This window comes from Halobacterium bonnevillei (assembly GCF_009831555.1).
Lineage (GTDB): Archaea > Halobacteriota > Halobacteria > Halobacteriales > Halobacteriaceae > Halobacterium > Halobacterium bonnevillei.
This window is the reverse complement of sequence record NZ_WUUU01000011.1, coordinates 1-19909: the sequence shown is the minus strand read 5'-3', so window position 1 is coordinate 19909 and position 19909 is coordinate 1. Positions and strand designations below refer to the sequence as shown.

Genomic DNA, 19909 nt, shown 5'->3' with positions numbered 1-19909 from the left:
ATGAAGTAGCATGGCATAAGCCTTCCCCCAGTGTCCGAACTCGCCGCACGGAAGGGCGAGTTTTTAGGCGGTAGGCCCAAACTACGACCTAATGGAAGACACGGACCTCTCCGAGTTCATGCACGAGGGGAGTGGCGCGTCCGACGGCGACGGCGGCGCGGACGTGCCCGAGGACGTGCGGCGGGCCGAGGCGGAGGTGGTGGCGGGCGACGCGGACCCCGTCGTGACCGAGATCGTGAGCGCGGAAGCGGACGCGCTGCCGGACGCCGACGGCGACGTCGAACTGATGGTCACCCAGGTGGACTACACCGTCGAGGGCGGGGGGGACCGCGAGCGCCCCGTCGTTCACGTGTTCGGCCGCACCGCGGACAACACAGCCGAGCACGTCCGCGTCCACGGGTTCCGGCCGTACTTCTACGCGCCGACAGACAGCATCGACGAGGACGACCTCACGGACGACGCCATCACCGGCACCGAGGAGACCGACGAGAGCGGCGACCCCTACGAGTCCATCCGCGGCGAGAAACTCACGAAGATCTTCGGGCGGACGCCCCGCGACGTCGGGAACATCCGGGACAACTTCGACCACTACGAGGCGGACATCCTGTTCCCGAACCGCCTGCTCATCGACAAAGACGTCACGAGCGGGCTGCGCGTGCCGGAGCGCCGCGCCGACGACGGCGCCGTCTACGTCCACCACGACGAAATCGAGACGAGCGAGGTGGCCGGCGACGTGCGCGTGAACACGTTCGACATCGAGGTCGACGACCGCTCGGGGTTCCCCGAGGAGGGCGAGGAACCCGTCCTCTGTTTGACGAGCCACGACTCCTACCGCGACGAGTACATCGCGTGGCTCTACGAGGCACCTGACGCCACCGCACCGTCGCCATCCGAGGTCGCCGACCACGAACTCCTCGAAGAGTCCGCCGACGTCGAAGTCCGGGCGTTCGACACCGAGGAGGCGATGCACGACGCGTTCCTGGAGTACGTCGAGACGACGGACCCGGACGTCCTCACGGGCTGGAACTTCGACGACTTCGACGCGCCGTACTACATCGACCGCCTCGACGAACTCGACCCCTACACGGACCACGACCTGGACTCCGACCGGCTCTCGCGGGTGAACGAGGTCTGGACGTCCGGGTGGGGCGGCCCGAACGTCAAGGGACGGGTCGTCTTCGACCTGCTGTACGGCTACCAGCGGATGCAGCGCTCGGAACTGGACTCCTACCGCCTGGACGCGGTCGGGGAGAAGGAACTGGACGCCGGGAAGGAACGCTACACGGGCGACATCGGCGACCTCTGGGAGGACGACCCCGAGCGCCTCCTGGAGTACAACATCCGCGACGTCGAGCTCTGCGTGGAGATCGACCGCAAGCAGAACATCGTCCCGTTCTGGAAAGAGGTCGCGGAGTTCGTCGGCTGCAAGCTCGAGGACGCGACCACGCCCGGGGACGCGGTGGACCTCTACATCCTCCACAAGGCCCACGGCCGGTTCGTGCTGCCGTCGAAGGGGCAGCAGGAGTCAGAGGACTACGAGGGCGGCGCGGTCTTCGACCCGATTACTGGCGTCCGGGAGAACGTGACGGTGCTGGACCTGAAGAGCCTGTACCCGATGTGCATGGTGACGACGAACGCGTCGCCGGAGACGAAAGTCGACCCCGAGGCCTACGACGGCGAGACGTACCGCGCTCCCAATGGAACGCACTTCCGGAAGGAACCGGACGGCATCATCCGGGAGATCATCGACGAGACGCTCGCGGAGCGCGAGCAGAAGAAGTCGCTGCGCAACGAGCACGACCCCGACAGCGAGACGTACGACCGCTACGACCGCCAGCAGGCCGCGGTGAAGGTCATCATGAACAGTCTCTACGGCGTTCTTGGGTGGGATCGCTTCCGGCTCTATGACAAGGAGATGGGCGCTGCCGTCACCGCTACGGGTCGAGAGGTCATCTCGTTCACCGAGGACGCGGCGAACGAAATCGGCCACGAGGTGGCATACGGCGACACCGACAGCGTTATGTTGGAACTCGGGGGACAGATTTCGACCGAGGAGGCCATCGAGGAGTCCTTCGGCATCGAGGAGCACATCAACGCCGCCTACGACGAGTTCGCGCGCGAGGAGTTGCACGCGGACGAGCACCGCTTCGAGATCGAGTTCGAGAAGCTCTACCGGCGGTTCTTCCAGGCGGGCAAGAAGAAGCGCTACGCCGGTCACATCGTCTGGAAGGAGGGCAAGGACGTCGACGACATCGACATCACGGGCTTCGAGTACCAGCGCTCGGACATCGCGCCCATCACGAAGCGCGTCCAGAAGCGCGTCATCGAGCTCATCGTGAAGGAGGGCGACGTGGACGCCGTCGAGGAGTACGTCCACGACGTCATCGAGGACTACCAGCAGGGGAGCGTGGACCTCGACGACATCGGCATCCCTGGCGGCATCGGGAAGCGCCTGGACAACTACGACACCGACACCGCGCAGGTCAGGGGCGCGAAGTACGCGAACCGCCTGCTGGGGACGAACTTCCAGCGCGGGTCCAAACCCAAGCGCCTCTACCTCCGGAAGGTCCACCCGAACTTCTTCCGGGAGCTGGAGGCGGAGAACCCCGACCTGCGGGACGACCCGCTGTACGTGGAGTTCAAGACCGACCACGACGTCATCTGCTACGAGTACGCCGACCAGATTCCCGACGAGTTCGAGGTTGACTTCGACAAGATGCTGGACAAGACCCTGAAGGGGCCAATCGAGCGCATCCTCGAGGCGCTGGACATCTCCTGGGAGGAGGTCAAGAGCGGGCAGACCCAGACCGGTCTCGGGAACTTCATGTGAGCCGGCGGCGGTCTGCGACTGGGACCGGAGCAGTGAGTCGACCCGGCGGGAGTGCCCCGACGGCCGGCCCTAGCGAATGTTGGCTAGCGAACAGTTATCTCCGTGGCAGCCGTTTGTCCGAACATGGGCGCGAAACTACTGATGCTCGCCGGTGACTTCGTAGAGGACTACGAAATGATGGTGCCGTTCCAGGCACTCCAGGCAGTGGGCCACGAGGTGCACGCGGTCTGCCCCGAGAAGGAGGACGGCGACACGGTGAAGACGGCGATCCACGACTTCCGCGGGGACCAGACGTACCTCGAGGAGCGCGGCCACGACTTCGCGCTGAACGCGACGATGGCGGACGTCGACCCCGCGGACTACGACGGGCTCGTGGTTCCGGGCGGCCGCGCGCCGGAGTACCTCCGGACGTACGACGAGGTGCTGGAGACTGTCCGGCACTTCTTCGAGGCCGAGAAGCCCGTGGCGGCGCTGTGCCACGGTCCGCAGATCCTCGCAGCGGCCGGCGTCCTCGACGGCTACGAGATGACGTCGTATCCCGCCGTCCGCGCCGAAGTGGAGGCGGCCGGGTGTTCGTGGGTGGACGAGGTGACGACGGACGGGAACCTCGTGACCGGGCAGGCGTGGCCGGACCACCCGGAGTGGATCGCGCAGTACCTCGACCTCCTGGGCACTGAAATCGACCACGGGAAGCCGGTTGCGGCCGACGACTGAGCGGGACGTACGGGTTCGACCATCAATTTTTAGGTTTTCCCAAACCCTAACTGTTTTTCGAGAATTAGAAAACGGATAGGGGGGATTCCGTAACCGTTATGCGTCCCAGTCCCCTTCGTCAGGACGACTGAGGCAATGGCTACGCTCGAACTCAAAAACGTACACGCGGAAGTCGCAGAAGAGGGCGGAGAGAAGATTCTCAACGGCGTCGACCTGGAGATCCCGTCGGGGGAGATCCACGCGCTGATGGGGCCCAACGGCTCCGGGAAGTCGACGACGTCGAAGATCGTCGCCGGTCACCCGGCGTACGACGTCACAGACGGCGAAGTCCTGCTTCACATCGAAGCGAACGACTTCGACGACATCGACGAGATTCCCGAGGGCGCCGAGACGTGGGACCTCCTCGAACTGGAACCGAACGAGCGCGCCGCGCTCGGCATCTACCTCGGCTTCCAGTACCCCGCCGAGATCGAGGGCGTCACGCTCGTGAACTTCCTCCGGACCGCGCTCAACGCGAAACTCGACGAGCGCGACGAACTCCTCTTCGGCGACGACGAAGACGACGAGGAGGAGGACGCGGGCTACGAGACCTCCCCGATGGAGGGCCCGGCGGACGACGGCGACGTCGGCGTCGCCGAGTTCCAGCAGCTCCTCTCCGAGAAGATGGCGCTGCTGGACATGGACGAATCCTTCGCCCAGCGCTACCTCAACGCCGGCTTCTCCGGCGGCGAGAAGAAACAGAACGAGGTTCTGCAGGCCGCCATCCTCGAGCCCTCGATCGCCGTGCTGGACGAGATCGACTCCGGGCTGGACATCGACCGCCTGCAGGACGTCGCGAAGGGCATCGAAGCCCTCCGCGAGGAACAGGACACCGGGATCCTCCAGATCACGCACTACCAGCGCATCCTCGACTACGTCGAACCCGACCGCGTCCACATCATGCTGGACGGCGAGATCGTGATGGAGGGCGACGCGGAGCTCGCTCAGCAGCTCGAAGACGAGGGCTACGACTGGGTGCGCGACCAGGTCTACGAGACGGCATAACCACACACAACCATGAGTTCAGACCAAGATCACCTCGAAGAAACCGACACCGAGGCCCGATTCGAGTTCAAGAAGGAGGAGAAGTCCGCCTTCAAGTCCGAGAAAGGCCTCACGGAGGAGACCATTCGGCTCATCTCCGAAGACAAAGACGAGCCCGACTGGATGCTGGAGCGCCGGCTCCGCGCCCTCGAACAGTACAAGAAGATGCCGATGCCGACGGACTGGCCGGGCCAGCCGGACCTGTCCGAACTCGACGTCGAGCAGATCGTGCCGTACATCCGCCCCGACGTCGACAAGCGCTCCGGCGCCGACAGCTGGGAGGACCTCCCGGACGAGATCCAGGACACGTTCGAGCAACTGGGCATCCCCGAGGCCGAGCGCGAAGCGCTCTCCGGCGTCGGCGCCCAGTACGAGTCCGAGGTCGTCTACCAGAACATGCAGGAGCGCTGGGAGGAGAAGGGCGTCGTCTTCATGAACATGGACGAGGCCGTCCAGGAACACCCCGAACTCGTCAAGGAGCACTTCATGACGAAGTGCGTTCCCCCGAGTGACAACAAGTTCGCGGCGCTCCACGGCGCCGTCTGGTCCGGCGGGTCGTTCGTCTACATCCCAGAGGACGTGACCGTGAACATGCCCGTGCAGGCGTACTTCCGGATGAACTCGGAGGGCATGGGCCAGTTCGAGCACACGCTCATCATCGCCGAGGAGGGCTCGGAAGTCCACTACATCGAGGGCTGTTCGGCCCCGAAGTACGGCTCCCACAACCTCCACTCGGGCGGCGTCGAGGTCTTCGTGAAGGAGAACGCCCACGTGCAGTACTCGACCGTCCAGAACTGGTCGAAGAACACGTTCAACCTCAACACGAAGCGCGCCATCGTCGAGGAGAACGGGACCATGGAGTGGGTGTCCGGGTCGATGGGGTCGAAAGCCACCATGCTGTACCCGAGCACCATCCTGAAGGGGCGCGGCGCGACTGACAACCACATCACCATCGCGTTCGCGGGCGAAGGCCAGGACATCGACACCGGCGCGAAGGTCTACCACAACGCGCCCGACACGAAGTCCACCATCGAGTCGAAGTCCATCGCGAAAGACGGCGGCCGCACGAACTACCGCGGCCTCGTCCACATCGCCGACGGCGCCGAGAACTCCTCGACGTCCGTCGAGTGCGACGCGCTGATGTTCGACAACGAGTCCACCAGCGACACCATGCCGTACATGGAGATCAACGAGTCGAAGGTGGACGTCGCCCACGAGGCGACCGTCGGCAAGATCGGCGACGAGGACGTCTTCTACCTCCAGTCGCGCGGACTGGACGACGACGACGCCAAGCAGATGATCGTCGCCGGCTTCATCGAGCCGATCACGGAGGAACTGCCCATCGAGTACGCCGTCGAGCTCAATCGCCTCATCGAACTCGAGATGGAGGGTAGCCTCGGATAACATGAGCACGCAGATTCACCAGGACATCTCCGAAGAGACCGTACGCAAGCTGGCGGCCGAACGCGACGAGCCCGAGTGGCTGCTGGAGGCGCGACTCGACGCGCTCGATCAGCTCGAGACCCTCGATTACCCGAGCGTCATCAAGACGCCCGGCCGCAAGTGGACGAACCTCGAGGACCTCGAGTTCGAAGCACTGGTCGACCCGCTCCGGCAGACCGAACAGAAAGACCAGGTCGGCGTCGACGACATCGAGGTCGCGTCGTTCCACGACGCGCTGCAGGACGACGACCTCGCCGAACTCGTCGAGGAGACGTTCGGGAGCGTCGTCGACCCCACGGAGAACCGCCTGACCGCGCTCTCGACAGCGCTGTTCACCACCGGCACCGTCATCTACGTGCCCGCGGGCGTCGACGCCGAGGACGTGACGATCCGGACGTCGATGACGTCGCAGTCCCTGTTCAACTACACGCTGGTCGTCACCGAGCAGAACGCCTCCGTTACGATCCTGGAGCGCCAGGACACCGCGGCGGACGCCGACGCTGCCGACGAGGGTCGATACTACTCGGGCGTCGTCGAAGTGGACGCGGGCGAGAACTCCTACGTCCAGTACGGCAGCCTCCAGGACTTCGACCAGGACACGTACAACTACACTGTCAAGCGGGCAGACGCCGACACCTACAGCACGGTCGACTGGATCGAGGGGAACCTCGGCAGTCGCCTGACGAAGACCAGCGTCTCCACGGAGCTCAACGGCGACTCCAGCGAGACGAAGATCGTCGGCGCGTTCTTCGGCCACGACGACCAGCACTTCGACCTCGACTCGAAGGTCTGGCACCGCGGCGAGCACACGACCGCGGACCTCGTGACCCGCGGCGTCATCGACGACCACGCCCGCTCCGTCTACGAGGGCGTCCAGGACGTCGGCAGCGACGCCTGGGACACGTCGTCGTACCAGCGCGAGAACACCCTGATGTTGAGCGACGAGAGCGAGGCCGACGCCTCCCCGAAGCTCATCATCAACAACCACGACACCGAGGCCAGTCACTCCGCGACCGTCGGCCAGGTCGACGACGAGGACCTGTTCTACATGGAGAACCGCGGCCTCCCCGAGCAGGACGCCACGAACATGCTCGTCGAGGGCTTCTTCGTGCCCGTCCTCGAGGAAGTCGAAGTCGAGGAACTCCGCGACGACCTCGCAGAACGCGTCCGCGAACGCCTCCGGTAGACCGTTCCTCGCCGCGACACACTCGCTCGCCGTCCCTTCGACCGTCGGAGGGAACCGTTTAAGTCCGCTTCTCTCCCAGTATCCAGCAATGAGTACCGCACAGCCGGCGAGGTGGTCGGCGTGAGTTCGGTCGCGGCCCGCGTCGACTCCGACGACCAGCTCGCGCGCCTCCTCCAGATCGGGGTCGTCCTCGAGGAGGTCGTGGAAGCGCGCGCACACCGCCACTACCAGTCGCTGCCCGCCGACGAGCGCGACGACGCAATCGAGTCGCTGCTCGAGGAAGCCAGCGACGAGTCCGCCGACCACCGCCGCGAACTCGAAGCCCTCATCGACGGGCTGGACGCCGAGAGCATCCCCTTCGAGGACGTGAAAGCCCTGGTCGCGGAGAGCTACGGGCAGACCGGCCCGGAGGACTTCGACGGCGTGCTCTACGACCAGCTGCACGGCGAGGAGACGGCGTACAAGTTCTACGACGACCTCATCGACGCCGTCGAGTCCAGTTCCGCGGCGTTCAGCGTCGACCGCAAGGAGGTACTGGAGACGCTACGCGAGATCCGCGAGGCCGAAGCCGAGGGCGTCGAGGAAGTCGCGAAACTCATGGAGGACCGCGCATGAACGCCACAGGACCCGACGTCGATGTGCTCCGCCAGGGAGGTGACGTCACGTGAACACCGCTGACCAGTACCTGAAGACGATCTTCCTCGTGCAGGAACTCGAGGACGGCCCCGCCGCCACCGGCGACCTCGCCGACCGCCTCGGCGTCAGTCCCGCCAGCGTCAACGAGATGATCGGGAAGCTCGAGGACCGCGGGCTCGTCGCCCACGAGAAGTACAAGGGCGCGACCGTCACCGACGACGGCGAAGCGCGCGCCCGAGAAGCGCTGCAGACGTACTGCATCCTCGAGCGCTTCCTCGCGAACGTCCTCGACGTCGACGACTACCGCGCGGAAGCCCGGCAGCTCGAACCCGTCATCGACGAGACAGTCGCCGACCGCCTCGACATGATCATCGACCGGGAGCCCCAGTGCCCGGACTGCTTCGACGCCGACGCGGACGCCTGCGGCCTGCTGGTCGAGGACCGAGTGGAAGCTGACGACTGAAGAAAACCGCTCGAGACCGTACTACTCAAGTACGCCCTCCGACTATTCCGATTCGAAGTCCCGTGGTGTAGTGGCCAATCATATGGGCCTTTGGACTGGTACGGGTTTGCGTACCGGAAAGTAAGCCCATGACGGCGGTTCGAATCCGCCCGGGACTATTCTGCGACGAACGGACGTGAGGAGCGAATAGTTCCCCGGATTCGAGCCCAGAGGACGAGAGAGTTCGAGTCCTCGCGGTCCGAATCCGCCCGGGACCACTACCAAAGTTCTTACATGAATTCTCGTCGTGGCCCTACCTTTCACGCCTCCGAACATCGACAAATCCGGAACGGTTAAGCGGTAGACCCATCAGGTAAACGACGATAGGCAGAGCAATGACCGAGTCCATCCGCGTACTCCACGTAGACGACGAGCCGAACTTCGCGGAGATGGCGGGTGAGTTCCTCGAACGGGAGGACGCTCGCCTGGACGTCGTGACGGCGACGAGTGCCGAGGAGGGGTATGCACTGCTCGACAAACACGACGTCGACTGCGTCGTCTGCGATTTCGACATGCCGGAGCGCACCGGCATCGAGTTCCTCGAGGACGTCCGCGAGGAATACCCGGACCTGCCGTTCATCCTGTTCACGGGGAAGGGGAGCGAGGAGGTCGCCAGCGAAGCGATCTCGGCCGGCGCGACCGACTACCTGCAGAAGGAGGGCGGCACCGACCAGTACACGATTCTCGCGAACCGCGTCCTGAACTACGTCGACACGGCGAAGGCGAAGTCCCAGCGGAAGCGCCAGCTGGACGCCATCGAGGCCGCCGAGGAGGGAATCAGCATCCTGAACGAGAACGGCGAGTTCGCGTACGTGAACGAGGCGTACGCCGACCTCTACGGCTACGAACCCGAGGAGATGCTCGGCGAGCACTGGCAGTTGCTGTACCCCGAGGAGGAGGTCCCGCGCGTCAGAGAGGAGATACTGCCAGCCGTGGAGACCAACGGCGGGTGGAGCGGGCGCACGACCGGGCTGCGGGCGGACGGCGCGACGTTCGTCGAGGACCACACGCTCGCGACGACGGACGAAGGCGAACTCGTGTGTACGGTCCGGGACCTGACCGACAGCAAGGAGCGCGGGAAAGCCCTGGCGGCGCTCCACGACGCCGCGACGGACCTGGAGAGCGCGAACGACGAGGCTGCAGTCTACGACATCCTCGTCGACGCCGCCGAGGGCATCCTCGACTTCGACCTCGTGGCGGTGGACGTCTACCAGGACGAGGCGCTCGTCCAGCGCGCGATGTCGCTGGCACTCGACACGGAGGGCTACTGGGAAGTCACACCGATCGAGGACGACACGTTCGCGACGCGGGCGTACAAGCGCCAGGAGACCATCGTCGTCGACGACCTGCGGGAACCCGAGATCACGCCAGCCGACCCCGAGTACCGGTCGGCGTTGACGACGCCAATCGCTGACATCGGGACGTTCCAGGCCGTCTCCCGGGAGGAGAACGCCTTCGACGAGACGGACCGCGAACTCGCGGAACTGCTCGTGGGCCACGCCCGCGAAGCGCTGACTCGCCTGGAGACCGAGCGCCGCCTGCGCGAACGCACTGAGGAACTGGAGCGCCAGAACCACCGCCTCGAGGAGTTCGCGACGATCGTCAGCCACGACATGCGCGCGCCGCTGAACGTCGCGGAGGGACGACTGGAACTCGCGAGGACGGACTGCGACAGCGAGCACCTCGACGACGTCGGGGACGCGCTGGACCGCATGGACACGCTCATCGAGGACACGCTCACGCTCGCTCGCGAGGGCCAGATGGTCACCGAGCGCGAGTCCGTCGACGTCACCGACGTCGTGGACCGGTGCTGGGAGCGCGTCGCCACGCCCGACGCCGACCTGTCCGTCGAGGACGAGTTCGCGGTCCGCGGCGACCCGGACCGTCTCCAGCAGGTGTTCGAGAACCTGTTCCGAAACGCGGTGGAGCACGGTTCGACAGACACCGCAGACGGCGTTTCGGTTCGCGTCGGCGAACTCGCCGACGGGTTCTACGTGGCGGACGACGGCCCGGGCGTGCCGGAGAACGAACGCGAGGACGTCTTCGAGCGCGGGTACACGACCAGCGAGGACGGCACCGGGTTCGGACTCGCGATCGTCAACGAGATCGCGTCCGCGCACGGGTGGGACGTCGCGGTCACCGACAGCGAGGACGGCGGGGCGCGCTTCGAGATTACGGGCGTGGGACCTGCGGGCGGCGGGTAGAACTGCCCGTGTTCCGCGGAGCCCCGGGAAGACCTGCGTCTCCGAGTCGAACCGCACTCCTCGATGGCGGGTCGCGACGCCGCAGCAGTTCACTCGCTGTCAGTCGAGTCTGAGCCGCTCGTCTCGTACTCCGAGCGGTCCTCGTCCGGGTCGAGCGCGACGGCCGTCAGCGCTGCGACGTCCTTCACCGCCCGCGGCCCTTCGATGCCCGGCGCCAGGAACCGCGGGTGGTCGAGTTTGGCACCGTCGCGTTCGAGCGCGAGTAAGCCCTCGAGGGCCTCGTCGACCGCCACGCAACTCCGGTACCCGTCGCGGCTCTCCACCACGAGGTGGGTCGTCGCAGGAGGGACCTCGACGGCGTCCACGAGGTCCGCGACCGGGACGCCCAGCCAGTCGGCGTTTCTGCGCCCCTCGGAGAGGCATTCGTAGCTGACGGAGCGGTCGACCGTCGAGACGTCCGGCCTGTCGAGGACGGCGGCCAGCGACCGCTCGTCCGCACCCCGGATTCGGACGTCGCGCCCGGGAGACTCCCGCGGTGTGGCCGGGTCGGTGTCTGACATCCGTACCGTCGTGTTGGACCGGTACGGTGTTGAAGGTCACGCCGGGGGACGCCGTCGACGGATACGTCGCCTGTCGAATCTGGTATGCACGAATGTGCTCTCAAATTTTAAGACGGTCGCTTGTGTTGGTCTCACATGTCGGACTGACCCCACGCAAACACCAGGCAGACGTGACGGCCGGAATGGGCGCCCGACCAACGGCTTCCGGCGACCGGGGCCCAGATCTGGAGACGGGGCGGTCGACCGTTTCGCCCCGCGACCGAGGAGTGAGATGCACACCGTGAGATCCGGGTTGCTGGCGTTTCCGAGGGGGCCGAACAGCCAGCTCAACGCCTCACGCCGTTGCAACAACGCATGCAACTCGAACATGTCGTCGTCGTCGGCGTCGTGCTCGCGGTGTTGCTCCCGACCTGGTTCGTCGCAATCCAGGGAGAACCACCGTCCGAGGAAGTACGAATCGATCACAGTGTCACGGAGATTCGCCCGCTGGACGGGTTCGTAGACACTCCGAACAAGCTCTCACCGAGCCAGGTCGGCGTCATCGTCTGGGTGGCACTGTTCGCCCTGGTCGGTCTCCTCTCGGTGTTCCATCGGTTCATGAACGAGGCGGCCAGACCCAACGCGAACCCGGACGCTGCGGCCGCTGACGGCGGTGCGAACGCGGCCGGGTTCACGTGGTTCGATACTGACGACCGCTGGGTCGTCGAGTACGCTCCGTCCAGCGACGCGCTCGCGGGGCTCGTCGCCATGGGCGGACTCACCGTGTTGACCATCGTCTTCGCGGCGCTGTTCACGGCCGAGTATCTCACGCTCGCGCGGACCCAGTACTTCGGCGTCTACGCGTTCGGGATGTTCATGTCACTGACGGGGCTGACAGTGTCGTACTACGCCTGGTTCATGCCGCACGTCGAAGTCGCCGAACGGAGGGAGCACCGATGACCGGGGCCGAGGAGGACGCCGACGAGGGCTACGTCCGCTCCGACGAGCGCGAACAGGACCCGTGTCCCTGTGCGAGCGGCGGTGCAGACGAACCGAGCATCTACCGCGAGTTCTGGCGGGACGAACGCGCACAGCTGCAACGGCGCGACTACGCCAAACTGCTGGCGACCATCGGCGGACTAACCGCCGTCGGCAGCCTCGCCGCGCCACTGGCCAGCCTGACCCAGGTGTTCGAGCGGCGGTACACGGGCCCCGTGTATTCCGACGGCGTTGCGCTCGTCGACGAAGACGGCGAGCGGATTCCGGAGGACCACCTCGAGAACGGCGAGCACACGACCGTCTTCCCGGAGCCGCGCCCCGGCATCGCCGACGCGCCGACGCTGTTGGTTCGGTTCCCCGAATCGGCGTACGGCGAGGGGACGAACGTGGCGGACACGGTCGGCGGGTACGCGGCGTACTCGAAGGTCTGTACGCACGCGGGCTGCATGGTTTCGGACAGGGACGACGACATCCTGGTGTGTCCGTGCCACTCGGGCCGATTCGACCCGCTGAGCGGGGCCAGCGTGACCGGCGGACCGCCGCCGCGTCGGCTCCCCCAGCTCCCAATCACGGTCTCGAGTGACGGCTACCTCGTCGCGACGGGCGACTTCACGGGGCCGGTGGGCCCGGGTGGTGGCTGATGAGTCGACTCGACCGCGCCTACGAGGCGTTCGACGACCGGCTCGGTCTGAGCGGCGCCCAGCAGTTCCTCGGGAAGGCGTTCCCCGCGGAGGACTCGTTCCTGCTCGGGGAAGTGGCGCTGTTCTGCTTCGTCGTACTGGTCCTGACGGGGACGTTTCTCGGGTTCTTCTTCGAGCCGAGCACCACAGAGGTGGCCTACGAGGGCAGCGTCGCGGAGTTCCAGGGCGTGGAGATGCCGGCGGCGTACGTCAGCGTCCTCAACATCACCTACGACGTGCCGTTCGGGATGCTGATCCGGCGGCTCCACCACTGGGCGGCCCACCTGTTCGTCGCCTCGCTGGGGCTGCACATGCTGCGCGTGTTCTTCACGGGCGCCTACCGGAACCCCCGCGAGCTGAACTGGCTGGTCGGCACCGCGCTCGCCGGCACGTCGATGTTCGCAGCGTACACCGGGTACGCGCTGCCCTTCGACGAGTTCGCCAGCACCGCTGCCGGCATCGGCTACAACGTCGCCGTCTCGATTCCGATCGTCGGCGACCTGCTCGGCCAGGTCGTCTTCGGCGGGGAGTTCCCGGCCAGCGCGACGATTCCGCGGTTCTTCTTCCTGCACGTCTACGTGTTACCGCTGCTCATCGCGGCGCTCATCGGCGTCCACATGGTGATCTTGCTCCGGCAGAAGCACACGGAAGCCGAGCGAGACGAGGACGTGAAGGGGCGCCCCGCCGCGAGGGCGGACGGCTCCGACACTGCAACTGGAGCGACCACCGGGTCGGACGCCATCGACGCCGTCGACCGCGAGGACGACTCGGTCGTCGTCGGTCTCCCGGCCGTCCCGAACCAGGTGGCTGTCAGCGCCGTCGTGTTCTTCCTCACGCTGGCGACGCTGTCGCTTCTGGCCGGCCTCCTCCCAGTCCACAACGTCGCCGAGTACGGCCCCAACGACCCCGCGTCGACCCCGTCGCTCGTCATGCCGGACTGGTTCCTGATGTGGGGATACGGGTTCCTGAAGCTGACGCCGTCGTGGATGAGCTTCGACCTGCTGGGCGTGCACTTCAGTTCCGAGTTCGTCGGCGGACTCGTCCTGCCGGGCCTGGTGTTCGTCGCGGTCGCCGTCTGGCCGTTCGTCGACTACGAGCAGGAACCGGTCCACTTCACCGCGAACCCGTTCGAGCGGCCGCGGCAGACGGCTGTCGGCGTCGCCGCAGTCGTGTTCGTCATGGTCGCCTCCATCGCGGGCATGGACGTCATCGTCGCTGACCTGCTTGGGTCGGACACCGCAGCCATCAGACCGTACCTCACCGCGGCGCTGTTCGTGGTTCCCGTGGCCGCGGGACTGCTCACGTACTCCGTTCTGCGCGATTCCGCCGACGCCAGCGACTCGGGTCACGGGGGCGACAACGTGACCGACGAGCGAAGCGATGGGACCGAGGACGCCGGAGGTGGGGGCTCGTGACGGACACCCGCGGCCGGTTCACGTGTTCGCCCCGCCGGTACCGCTGGCTGGATCGCGTGACGAAACTGACCGGCGTCGCACTCGTCGCCGCCGGCCTCGAGGTCGGCGGCGACACGCTGCCTGGAATCGCGCTCGCGGCGCTCGGCGTCGCCTTCGGGCTCGCTACTGTCATCATCGACAAACAATGAGTGACCAATCTGAAACCCACGACAGCACGGACGCAGACGGCCTGGACCTGGCCCGACGCGACTTCCTGAAAGGGATCGGTGCAATCGCGACCGTCGCCGGGTCGAGCAGCGTCCTCGGCGACTCGATGCTCCAGATGGACGGCCTCGACGTCGTCGACGACCCGATCGGGTCCTACCCGTACCGGGACTGGGAGGACCTCTACCGCGAGGAGTGGGACTGGGACTCGACCGCCAGGAGCACGCACAGCGTGAACTGCACCGGCAGTTGCTCCTGGGAGGTGTACGTCAAGAACGGCCAGGTCTGGCGCGAGGACCAGGCCGGCGACTACCCCCAGTTCGACGAGAGCCTCCCCGACCCCAACCCCCGCGGCTGCCAGAAGGGCGCGTGCTACTCGGACTACGTCAACGCCGACCACCGCGTGTTGTATCCGCTGCGGAGCGTCGGTGAGCGCGGCAACGGCCAGTGGGAACGCATCTCCTGGGACGAAGCACTCACCGAGATCGCGGAGGAAGTCGTCGACACGGTCGCCGAAGACGAGGAGTACGACGCGATCAGCGGGTTCACGCCGATTCCGGCGATGAGTCCCGTGTCGTTCGCGGGCGGGAGTCGGCTCGTGAACCTCCTGGGCGGCGTCTCGCACTCGTTCTACGACTGGTACTCTGACCTCCCGCCGGGCCAGCCGATCACGTGGGGGACCCAGACGGACAACGCGGAGTCCGCTGACTGGTACAACGCAGACTACCTGATGGCGTGGGGGTCGAACGTCAACGTGACGCGCATCCCGGACGCGAAGTACTTCCTGGAAGCGGCCTACGAGGGGACGAAGCGCGTCGGCGTGTTCACGGACTACTCTCAGACGGCCATCCACTGCGACGAGTGGCTGAGCCCGGAACCGGGGACTGACACCGCCCTCGCACTCGGGATGGCGCGCACGATCGTCGACGAGGGGCTCTACGACGAGGCCCACCTCGAGGAGCAGACCGACATGCCGCTGCTTGTCCGCGAGGACACCGGGAAGTTCCTCCGCGCGAGCGAGGTGCAGGGCCTCGACGTCGACGCGGACCGGCCGGAGTACGTGTTCGTCATGCAGGACTCGGAGGGAACGCTTCGACCCGCGCCCGGTTCGCTGGGCGAGCGCGACGGCCAGCACGACCACTCCGAGAGCATCGAACTCGACTTCGACCCCCGGTTGGCCGTCGAGACTGACGTCCAGACGGCCGACGGCGAAGTTTCCGTGCGGTCGGTGTGGAACAACCTCCGCGAGGAGTTGTCGACGTACACCCCAGACCACGTCCAGGACGTCACCGGTGTCGGACGCGAGACCCATCAGCGCGTCGCCCGAGAGTTCGCCGGGGTCGACCGGGCGAAGATCATCCACGGGAAGGGCGTCAACGACTGGTACCACAACGACCTCGGCAACCGGGCCATCCAGTTGCTCGTGACGCTCACCGGGAACCTCGGCCGACAGGGCACCGGCCTCGACCACTACGTCGGCCAGGAGAAAATCTGGACGTTCAAGGGCTGGCAACGGCTGTCGTTCCCGACCGGGAGCGTCCGCGGCGTGCCGACGACGCTGTGGACGTACTACCACGCGGGCATCCTCGAGAACACCGACGAGGAGACGGCATCGCGCATCCAGGAGTCCATCGAGCGGGACTGGATGCCGCTGTATCCGTCCGAGCGCGAGGACGGCAGCCGTCCGGACCCCAGGCTGTTGTTCGTCTGGCGGGGGAACTACTTCAACCAGGCGAAGGGCAACGTCGCCGTCGAGGAGGAACTGTGGCCGAAACTCGACCTCGTCGTGGACGTCAACTTCCGGATGGACTCGACGGCGATGAACAGCGACATCGTCCTCCCGGCGGCCAGCCACTACGAGAAACACGACCTCTCGATGACGGACATGCACACGTACGTCCACCCGTTCACGCCCGCGGTCGAACCGCTCGGGGAGTCGAAGACCGACTGGCAGATTTTCCGAGAGCTGGCCGCGAAGATCCAGGAGGTCGCGCGGGAACGCGACGTCGACCCCGTTCAGGACCGGGCGTTCGACCGCGAGATCGACCTCACGTCGATCCACGACGACTACGTCCGAGACTGGGTGACCGGCGAGGCGGGCGCCCTCGAGTCCGACCGCGCGGCCTCGGAGTTCATTCTCGACCACTCCGAGGAGACGAACCCGGACGACGTCGACGACCAGATCACGTTCGACGAGATCGACGAGCAGCCCCGTCGCTTCCTCGCAGCCGGCGACCACTGGACCTCGGACATCGAGGATGGAGAGGCCTACACGCCCTGGAAGGACTACGTGCAGGACAAGAACCCGTGGCCGACGTTCACCGGCCGCCAGCAGTACTACATCGACCACGACTGGTTCCTGGACGTCGGCGAACAGCTCCCGACCCACAAGGACGCCCCCGTGTTACAGGAGAAGTCGGAGTACCCGCTCGGCTACAACACCCCGCACGGCCGCTGGTCGATTCACTCGACGTGGCGCGAGAACACCAAGATGTTGCGCCTGCAGCGCGGCGAGCCGACCGTCTACATCAATCCGGAGGACGCCGCGGAACGCGGCATCGAGGACGGCGACACCGTGCGCGTGTACAACGACCTCGCCGAGGTGGAGGTGCAGGCGAAAGTCTACCCGAGCGGGGAACCGGGGACTGTGCGGCACTTCTTCGCCTGGGAGAAATTCCAGTACCCCGACCGGCAGAACTTCAATTCGCTGGTCCCGATGTACATGAAGCCGACACAGCTCGTCCAGTACCCGGAGGACACCGGAGAGCACCTGCACTTCTTCCCGAACTACTGGGGGCCCACGGGCGTCAACAGCGACGTCCGCGTCGAGGTCGAGAAGGTCGCAGACGGACCCGGTGGGGGCGACGCTACCGGGGGTGGTGACGGATGAGCCAGACCGACGACGGCGACGCGGTCGACCTCGCCGAGGGCATCGACCACCAGGTCGCGATGGTGATGGACCTGAACAAGTGCATCGGCTGCCAGACCTGCACCATCGCCTGCAAGACGAACTGGACGGACGGCGGCGGCCGGGAGTACATGTACTGGAACAACGTCGAGACGAAGCCCGGCTCCGGCTATCCCCGCGACTGGGAGGAAATGGGGGGCGGCTGGGACGACGACGGCGAGCAGCGGACGCCGGGGGACCTCCCTGACGACGAGGCGTACGGCGCGCCCTGGGACTTCAACCACGAACAGATCATGTACGAGGGCAGCGACGAACCCCTCCGCCCGATGGGAGACGCCGCCTCGTGGGGCCCCAACTGGGACGAGGACGAGGGCGCCGGCGAGTACCCCAATTCGTACTACTTCTACCTGCCGCGCATCTGCAACCACTGCACGCACCCTTCGTGTGTGGAGGCCTGCCCGCGGTCGGCGCTGTACAAGCGCTCGGAGGACGGCATCGTCCTCGTCGACCAGGACCGGTGTCGCGGCTACCGGTACTGCGTCGAGGGGTGCCCCTACAAGAAAGTGTACTACAACGCGATGAAGAAGACCTCCGAGAAGTGCATCTTCTGTTACCCGCGCATCGAGGGCGAGGGCCCCGACGATGAGGTGCGGCCGCCGTCCTGTGCCGCGGACTGCCCGCCGCAGCTCAGGCTCGTCGGCTACCTCGACGACGAGGACGGCCCCATCCACAAGCTCGTCAACGAGTACGAGGTCGCCGTACGGCTCCACCCCGAGTACCGGACCGAGCCGAACGTCTACTACATTCCGCCGTTCGCGCCGCCACAGCACTCCGAGAGCGGCGAGTCCCTCAACGCCGACCGCATCCCCCGCACCTACCTCGAGGAGCTGTTCGGGCCGAAGGTCAACGAGGCGCTGAACACCATCGAGCGCGAGCGGGACCGGGTCAGGCAGGGCGAGGACAGCGAAGTGATGGAGCTGCTGACGACGAAGGACACAGCCGAACAGTACCGGTTGGAGGTGTTCGATGACTAACCGCGACCTCGCGGTCCTGGCGGTACTCGTGGCGGTGGTGCTGGCGACCGCGGGCCTCGCTCCCGCGTTCGCGGACGCGCGCCCGGCCTACGAGATCCCCGTCCAGTACGAGGCCGACGCCGAGTCCCCTCGAGCGCGCCGGCGACGACGCGTGGACCGACGTCCCGGCCGCGACGATTCCGCTCACCAGCGCGGGCGCCAACGTCCCGGCGGCAGACGACACGACGGTCGAGCGCGCGACTGTCGCGGCCGTCCAGTCCGACGACCGGTTGTACCTGCGGTTGACGTGGGCGGACCCGTCCCGGAACGCCTCGACCGACCGGATACGAGCCTTCGCCGACGCCGTGGCGGTCCAATTCCCGTCGAACGCGTCGAGTCGGCCGCCAATCGCGATGGGGAGCACCGACAACAGGGTCAACGTCTGGTACTGGACGGCCGACGGCAGGACCGAGGAACTGCTCGCTGGCGGCGCCGGTACGACGACGGCCTTCGAGGACCCGGCCGTGGAGGCGAACGCGACGTACGAGGACGGCCGCTGGCAGGTCGCGTTCTCGCGGCCCCTGGACGCGTCGACGGCGAACCGGACGACGATTCCGACTGACCAGGACGTCGACGTCGCCATCGCGGCCTGGAACGGCGGGAACATGGAGCGCTCGGGACAGAAGGCTGCAAGCGAGTGGTACTACCTGGCGCTCGGCCCGGGCCCGTCGGGACCACCGTACGAACTCATCCTCTGGACGATCGCGGGGCTGGGCATCGTCGCGACGACGCTCGTGACCATCATCGGCGTCCGCCAGACGCGGGGTGGGTGACCGTGCCGGCACCCGACCACGACCGAGTGCGATCGCCGGTGGACTGGGAGCGCCTCGGCGACGCGATCAGCGTGACGGCGGGGGCTCGCGGTGCGGTCTACGCGGTGGCAGCCACGGCCTTCACCGAGCCCACGGAGACGCTGTACCGGGCGCTGGACAGCGGCGACCTGGCTGACGAACTGTCGGCCCTGCTCGACCGGACGGGCCTGGACGTCGAAGCGCCGGACCTCGCTGTCGACGACGAGCGGGAGATTCTGTCCGCCCGGTACAACGACCTGTTCGTCGTCGGCTACTCGGAGGTGGTCGACAGGACCGACGGGACAGTCCAGAACTACGGCCCACCAGTGTCCCTCTACGAGTCGGACTACCGACCGGAGGCGTCGTGGAACGAGGTGAACCTCGACCTCGCGAGAGCGTACGAGCACTTCGGCTGCGAGGTCGACCAGGAGACCCGCCGGAACCACGACCACGTCCGCCTCCAGCTGGAGTTCATGGGCTACCTCTGTCGGCGGGAGGCGGCCGTCGACCCCGACGTCGCGGCGGCCCGCCTCGACTTCCACGACCGCCACCTCCGGGTCGTCGCGACCGGCGTCGCCGAAGCCCTGGACGCCGAGCCCGGGACCGGAGTGTACGGCGAGTTCGCGGACTTCCTCGACCGGTTCACGGCCGCGGACGTCGCGGACCTCGACCGGCGCCTGAACGGGGGCGGTGAGTCGTGAG

The 19909-nt window shown here is 66.5% G+C and carries 16 protein-coding genes, 1 tRNA gene and 1 pseudogene; 17 read left to right on the top strand and 1 reads right to left on the bottom strand.

All coding sequences use genetic code 11. The features are described 5' to 3' along the window. Positions 1–91 precede the first annotated feature (91 nt). From GRX66_RS03175 to GRX66_RS03135, 9 genes are all read left to right on the top strand, one after another. On the top strand, positions 92–2830 hold the full coding sequence (locus GRX66_RS03175; RefSeq protein WP_159525232.1) for a DNA-directed DNA polymerase: 2739 nt from the start codon (positions 92–94) through the stop codon (positions 2828–2830). Between the two features lie 123 nt (positions 2831–2953). Continuing rightward, positions 2954–3544, top strand: a complete 591-nt coding sequence (locus GRX66_RS03170; RefSeq protein WP_159525231.1) for a DJ-1/PfpI family protein — start codon at positions 2954–2956, stop codon at positions 3542–3544. A gap of 135 nt (positions 3545–3679) precedes the next feature. Further along, positions 3680–4588, top strand: a complete 909-nt coding sequence (locus GRX66_RS03165) for an ABC transporter ATP-binding protein (RefSeq protein WP_159525230.1) — start codon at positions 3680–3682, stop codon at positions 4586–4588. 12 nt (positions 4589–4600) lie between these two features. Beyond that, on the top strand, positions 4601–6031 hold the full coding sequence (gene sufB, locus GRX66_RS03160; protein WP_159525229.1) for a Fe-S cluster assembly protein SufB: 1431 nt from the start codon (positions 4601–4603) through the stop codon (positions 6029–6031). Between the two features lies 1 nt (position 6032). Then, positions 6033–7256 (top strand): Fe-S cluster assembly protein SufD, encoded by a 1224-nt coding sequence (gene sufD, locus GRX66_RS03155; RefSeq protein WP_159525228.1) that lies wholly within the window; start codon positions 6033–6035, stop codon positions 7254–7256. 120 nt (positions 7257–7376) lie between these two features. Further along, positions 7377–7871: a ferritin-like domain-containing protein gene (locus tag GRX66_RS03150; protein ID WP_325063931.1), complete on the top strand. Its 495-nt coding sequence runs from the start codon at positions 7377–7379 to the stop codon at positions 7869–7871. 49 nt (positions 7872–7920) lie between these two features. Continuing rightward, positions 7921–8355 (top strand): metal-dependent transcriptional regulator, encoded by a 435-nt coding sequence (locus GRX66_RS03145; protein WP_325063930.1) that lies wholly within the window; start codon positions 7921–7923, stop codon positions 8353–8355. 56 nt (positions 8356–8411) lie between these two features. Continuing rightward, positions 8412–8513, top strand: a tRNA-Gln gene (locus tag GRX66_RS03140). A 216-nt stretch (positions 8514–8729) separates the two neighbouring features. After that, positions 8730–10598 (top strand): hybrid sensor histidine kinase/response regulator, encoded by a 1869-nt coding sequence (locus GRX66_RS03135; RefSeq protein WP_159525227.1) that lies wholly within the window; start codon positions 8730–8732, stop codon positions 10596–10598. Between the two features lie 89 nt (positions 10599–10687). Here GRX66_RS03135 and GRX66_RS03130 read toward each other — a convergent pair whose 3' ends face one another. Then, positions 10688–11158 (bottom strand): molybdopterin-dependent oxidoreductase, encoded by a 471-nt coding sequence (locus tag GRX66_RS03130; protein WP_159525226.1) that lies wholly within the window; start codon positions 11156–11158, stop codon positions 10688–10690. Positions 11159–11512: 354 nt separating this feature from the next. On the opposite strand from GRX66_RS03130, the gene GRX66_RS03125 reads away from it, so the two are divergent. From GRX66_RS03125 to GRX66_RS03090, 8 genes and pseudogenes are all read left to right on the top strand, one after another. Then, positions 11513–12097: a hypothetical protein gene (locus GRX66_RS03125; RefSeq protein ID WP_159525225.1), complete on the top strand. Its 585-nt coding sequence runs from the start codon at positions 11513–11515 to the stop codon at positions 12095–12097. Further along, on the top strand, positions 12094–12777 hold the full coding sequence (locus tag GRX66_RS03120) for a QcrA and Rieske domain-containing protein (protein WP_159525224.1): 684 nt from the start codon (positions 12094–12096) through the stop codon (positions 12775–12777). Before GRX66_RS03125 ends, GRX66_RS03120 begins: the two co-directional genes overlap by 4 nt. Continuing rightward, a complete protein-coding gene (locus GRX66_RS03115) occupies positions 12777–14231 on the top strand; it encodes a cytochrome b (RefSeq protein ID WP_159525223.1) in 1455 nt (484 codons plus the stop codon). Before GRX66_RS03120 ends, GRX66_RS03115 begins: the two co-directional genes overlap by 1 nt. Continuing rightward, positions 14228–14419, top strand: coding sequence for a hypothetical protein (locus GRX66_RS03110; protein WP_159525222.1), 192 nt, complete (start codon positions 14228–14230; stop codon positions 14417–14419). The genes GRX66_RS03115 and GRX66_RS03110 overlap by 4 nt, the downstream gene beginning before the upstream one ends. Beyond that, positions 14416–17325, top strand: a complete 2910-nt coding sequence (locus GRX66_RS03105; RefSeq protein WP_159525221.1) for a nitrate reductase subunit alpha — start codon at positions 14416–14418, stop codon at positions 17323–17325. The genes GRX66_RS03110 and GRX66_RS03105 overlap by 4 nt, the downstream gene beginning before the upstream one ends. After that, positions 17322–18377 (top strand): nitrate reductase subunit beta, encoded by a 1056-nt coding sequence (narH, locus tag GRX66_RS03100; RefSeq protein ID WP_159525220.1) that lies wholly within the window; start codon positions 17322–17324, stop codon positions 18375–18377. The genes GRX66_RS03105 and narH overlap by 4 nt, the downstream gene beginning before the upstream one ends. Continuing rightward, positions 18370–19189 (top strand): annotated as a pseudogene (locus GRX66_RS03095) (ethylbenzene dehydrogenase-related protein). Before narH ends, GRX66_RS03095 begins: the two are co-directional and overlap by 8 nt. Positions 19190–19215: 26 nt before the next feature. Then, the gene (locus GRX66_RS03090) at positions 19216–19908 is read left to right on the top strand and encodes a molecular chaperone TorD family protein (RefSeq protein WP_325063929.1); all 693 of its coding nucleotides are present in this window, start codon (positions 19216–19218) and stop codon (positions 19906–19908) included. Position 19909: the final 1 nt, after the last annotated feature.

Excerpts from the sequence above, each read along its gene's own strand:
- GRX66_RS03115 (WP_159525223.1), top strand. The coding sequence starts at position 12,777 with ATGAGTCGACTCGACCGCGCCTACGAGGCGTTCGACGACCGGCTCGGT.
- GRX66_RS03165 (WP_159525230.1), top strand. The coding sequence starts at position 3,680 with ATGGCTACGCTCGAACTCAAAAACGTACACGCGGAAGTCGCAGAAGAG.
- GRX66_RS03170 (WP_159525231.1), top strand. The coding sequence starts at position 2,954 with ATGGGCGCGAAACTACTGATGCTCGCCGGTGACTTCGTAGAGGACTAC.
- GRX66_RS03135 (WP_159525227.1), top strand. The coding sequence starts at position 8,730 with ATGACCGAGTCCATCCGCGTACTCCACGTAGACGACGAGCCGAACTTC.
- sufB (WP_159525229.1), top strand. The coding sequence starts at position 4,601 with ATGAGTTCAGACCAAGATCACCTCGAAGAAACCGACACCGAGGCCCGA.
- GRX66_RS03120 (WP_159525224.1), top strand. The coding sequence starts at position 12,094 with ATGACCGGGGCCGAGGAGGACGCCGACGAGGGCTACGTCCGCTCCGAC.
- GRX66_RS03105 (WP_159525221.1), top strand. The coding sequence starts at position 14,416 with ATGAGTGACCAATCTGAAACCCACGACAGCACGGACGCAGACGGCCTG.
- GRX66_RS03175 (WP_159525232.1), top strand. The coding sequence starts at position 92 with ATGGAAGACACGGACCTCTCCGAGTTCATGCACGAGGGGAGTGGCGCG.
- sufD (WP_159525228.1), top strand. The coding sequence starts at position 6,033 with ATGAGCACGCAGATTCACCAGGACATCTCCGAAGAGACCGTACGCAAG.
- GRX66_RS03125 (WP_159525225.1), top strand. The coding sequence starts at position 11,513 with ATGCAACTCGAACATGTCGTCGTCGTCGGCGTCGTGCTCGCGGTGTTG.
- narH (WP_159525220.1), top strand. The coding sequence starts at position 17,322 with ATGAGCCAGACCGACGACGGCGACGCGGTCGACCTCGCCGAGGGCATC.
- GRX66_RS03130 (WP_159525226.1), bottom strand. The coding sequence starts at position 11,158 with ATGTCAGACACCGACCCGGCCACACCGCGGGAGTCTCCCGGGCGCGAC.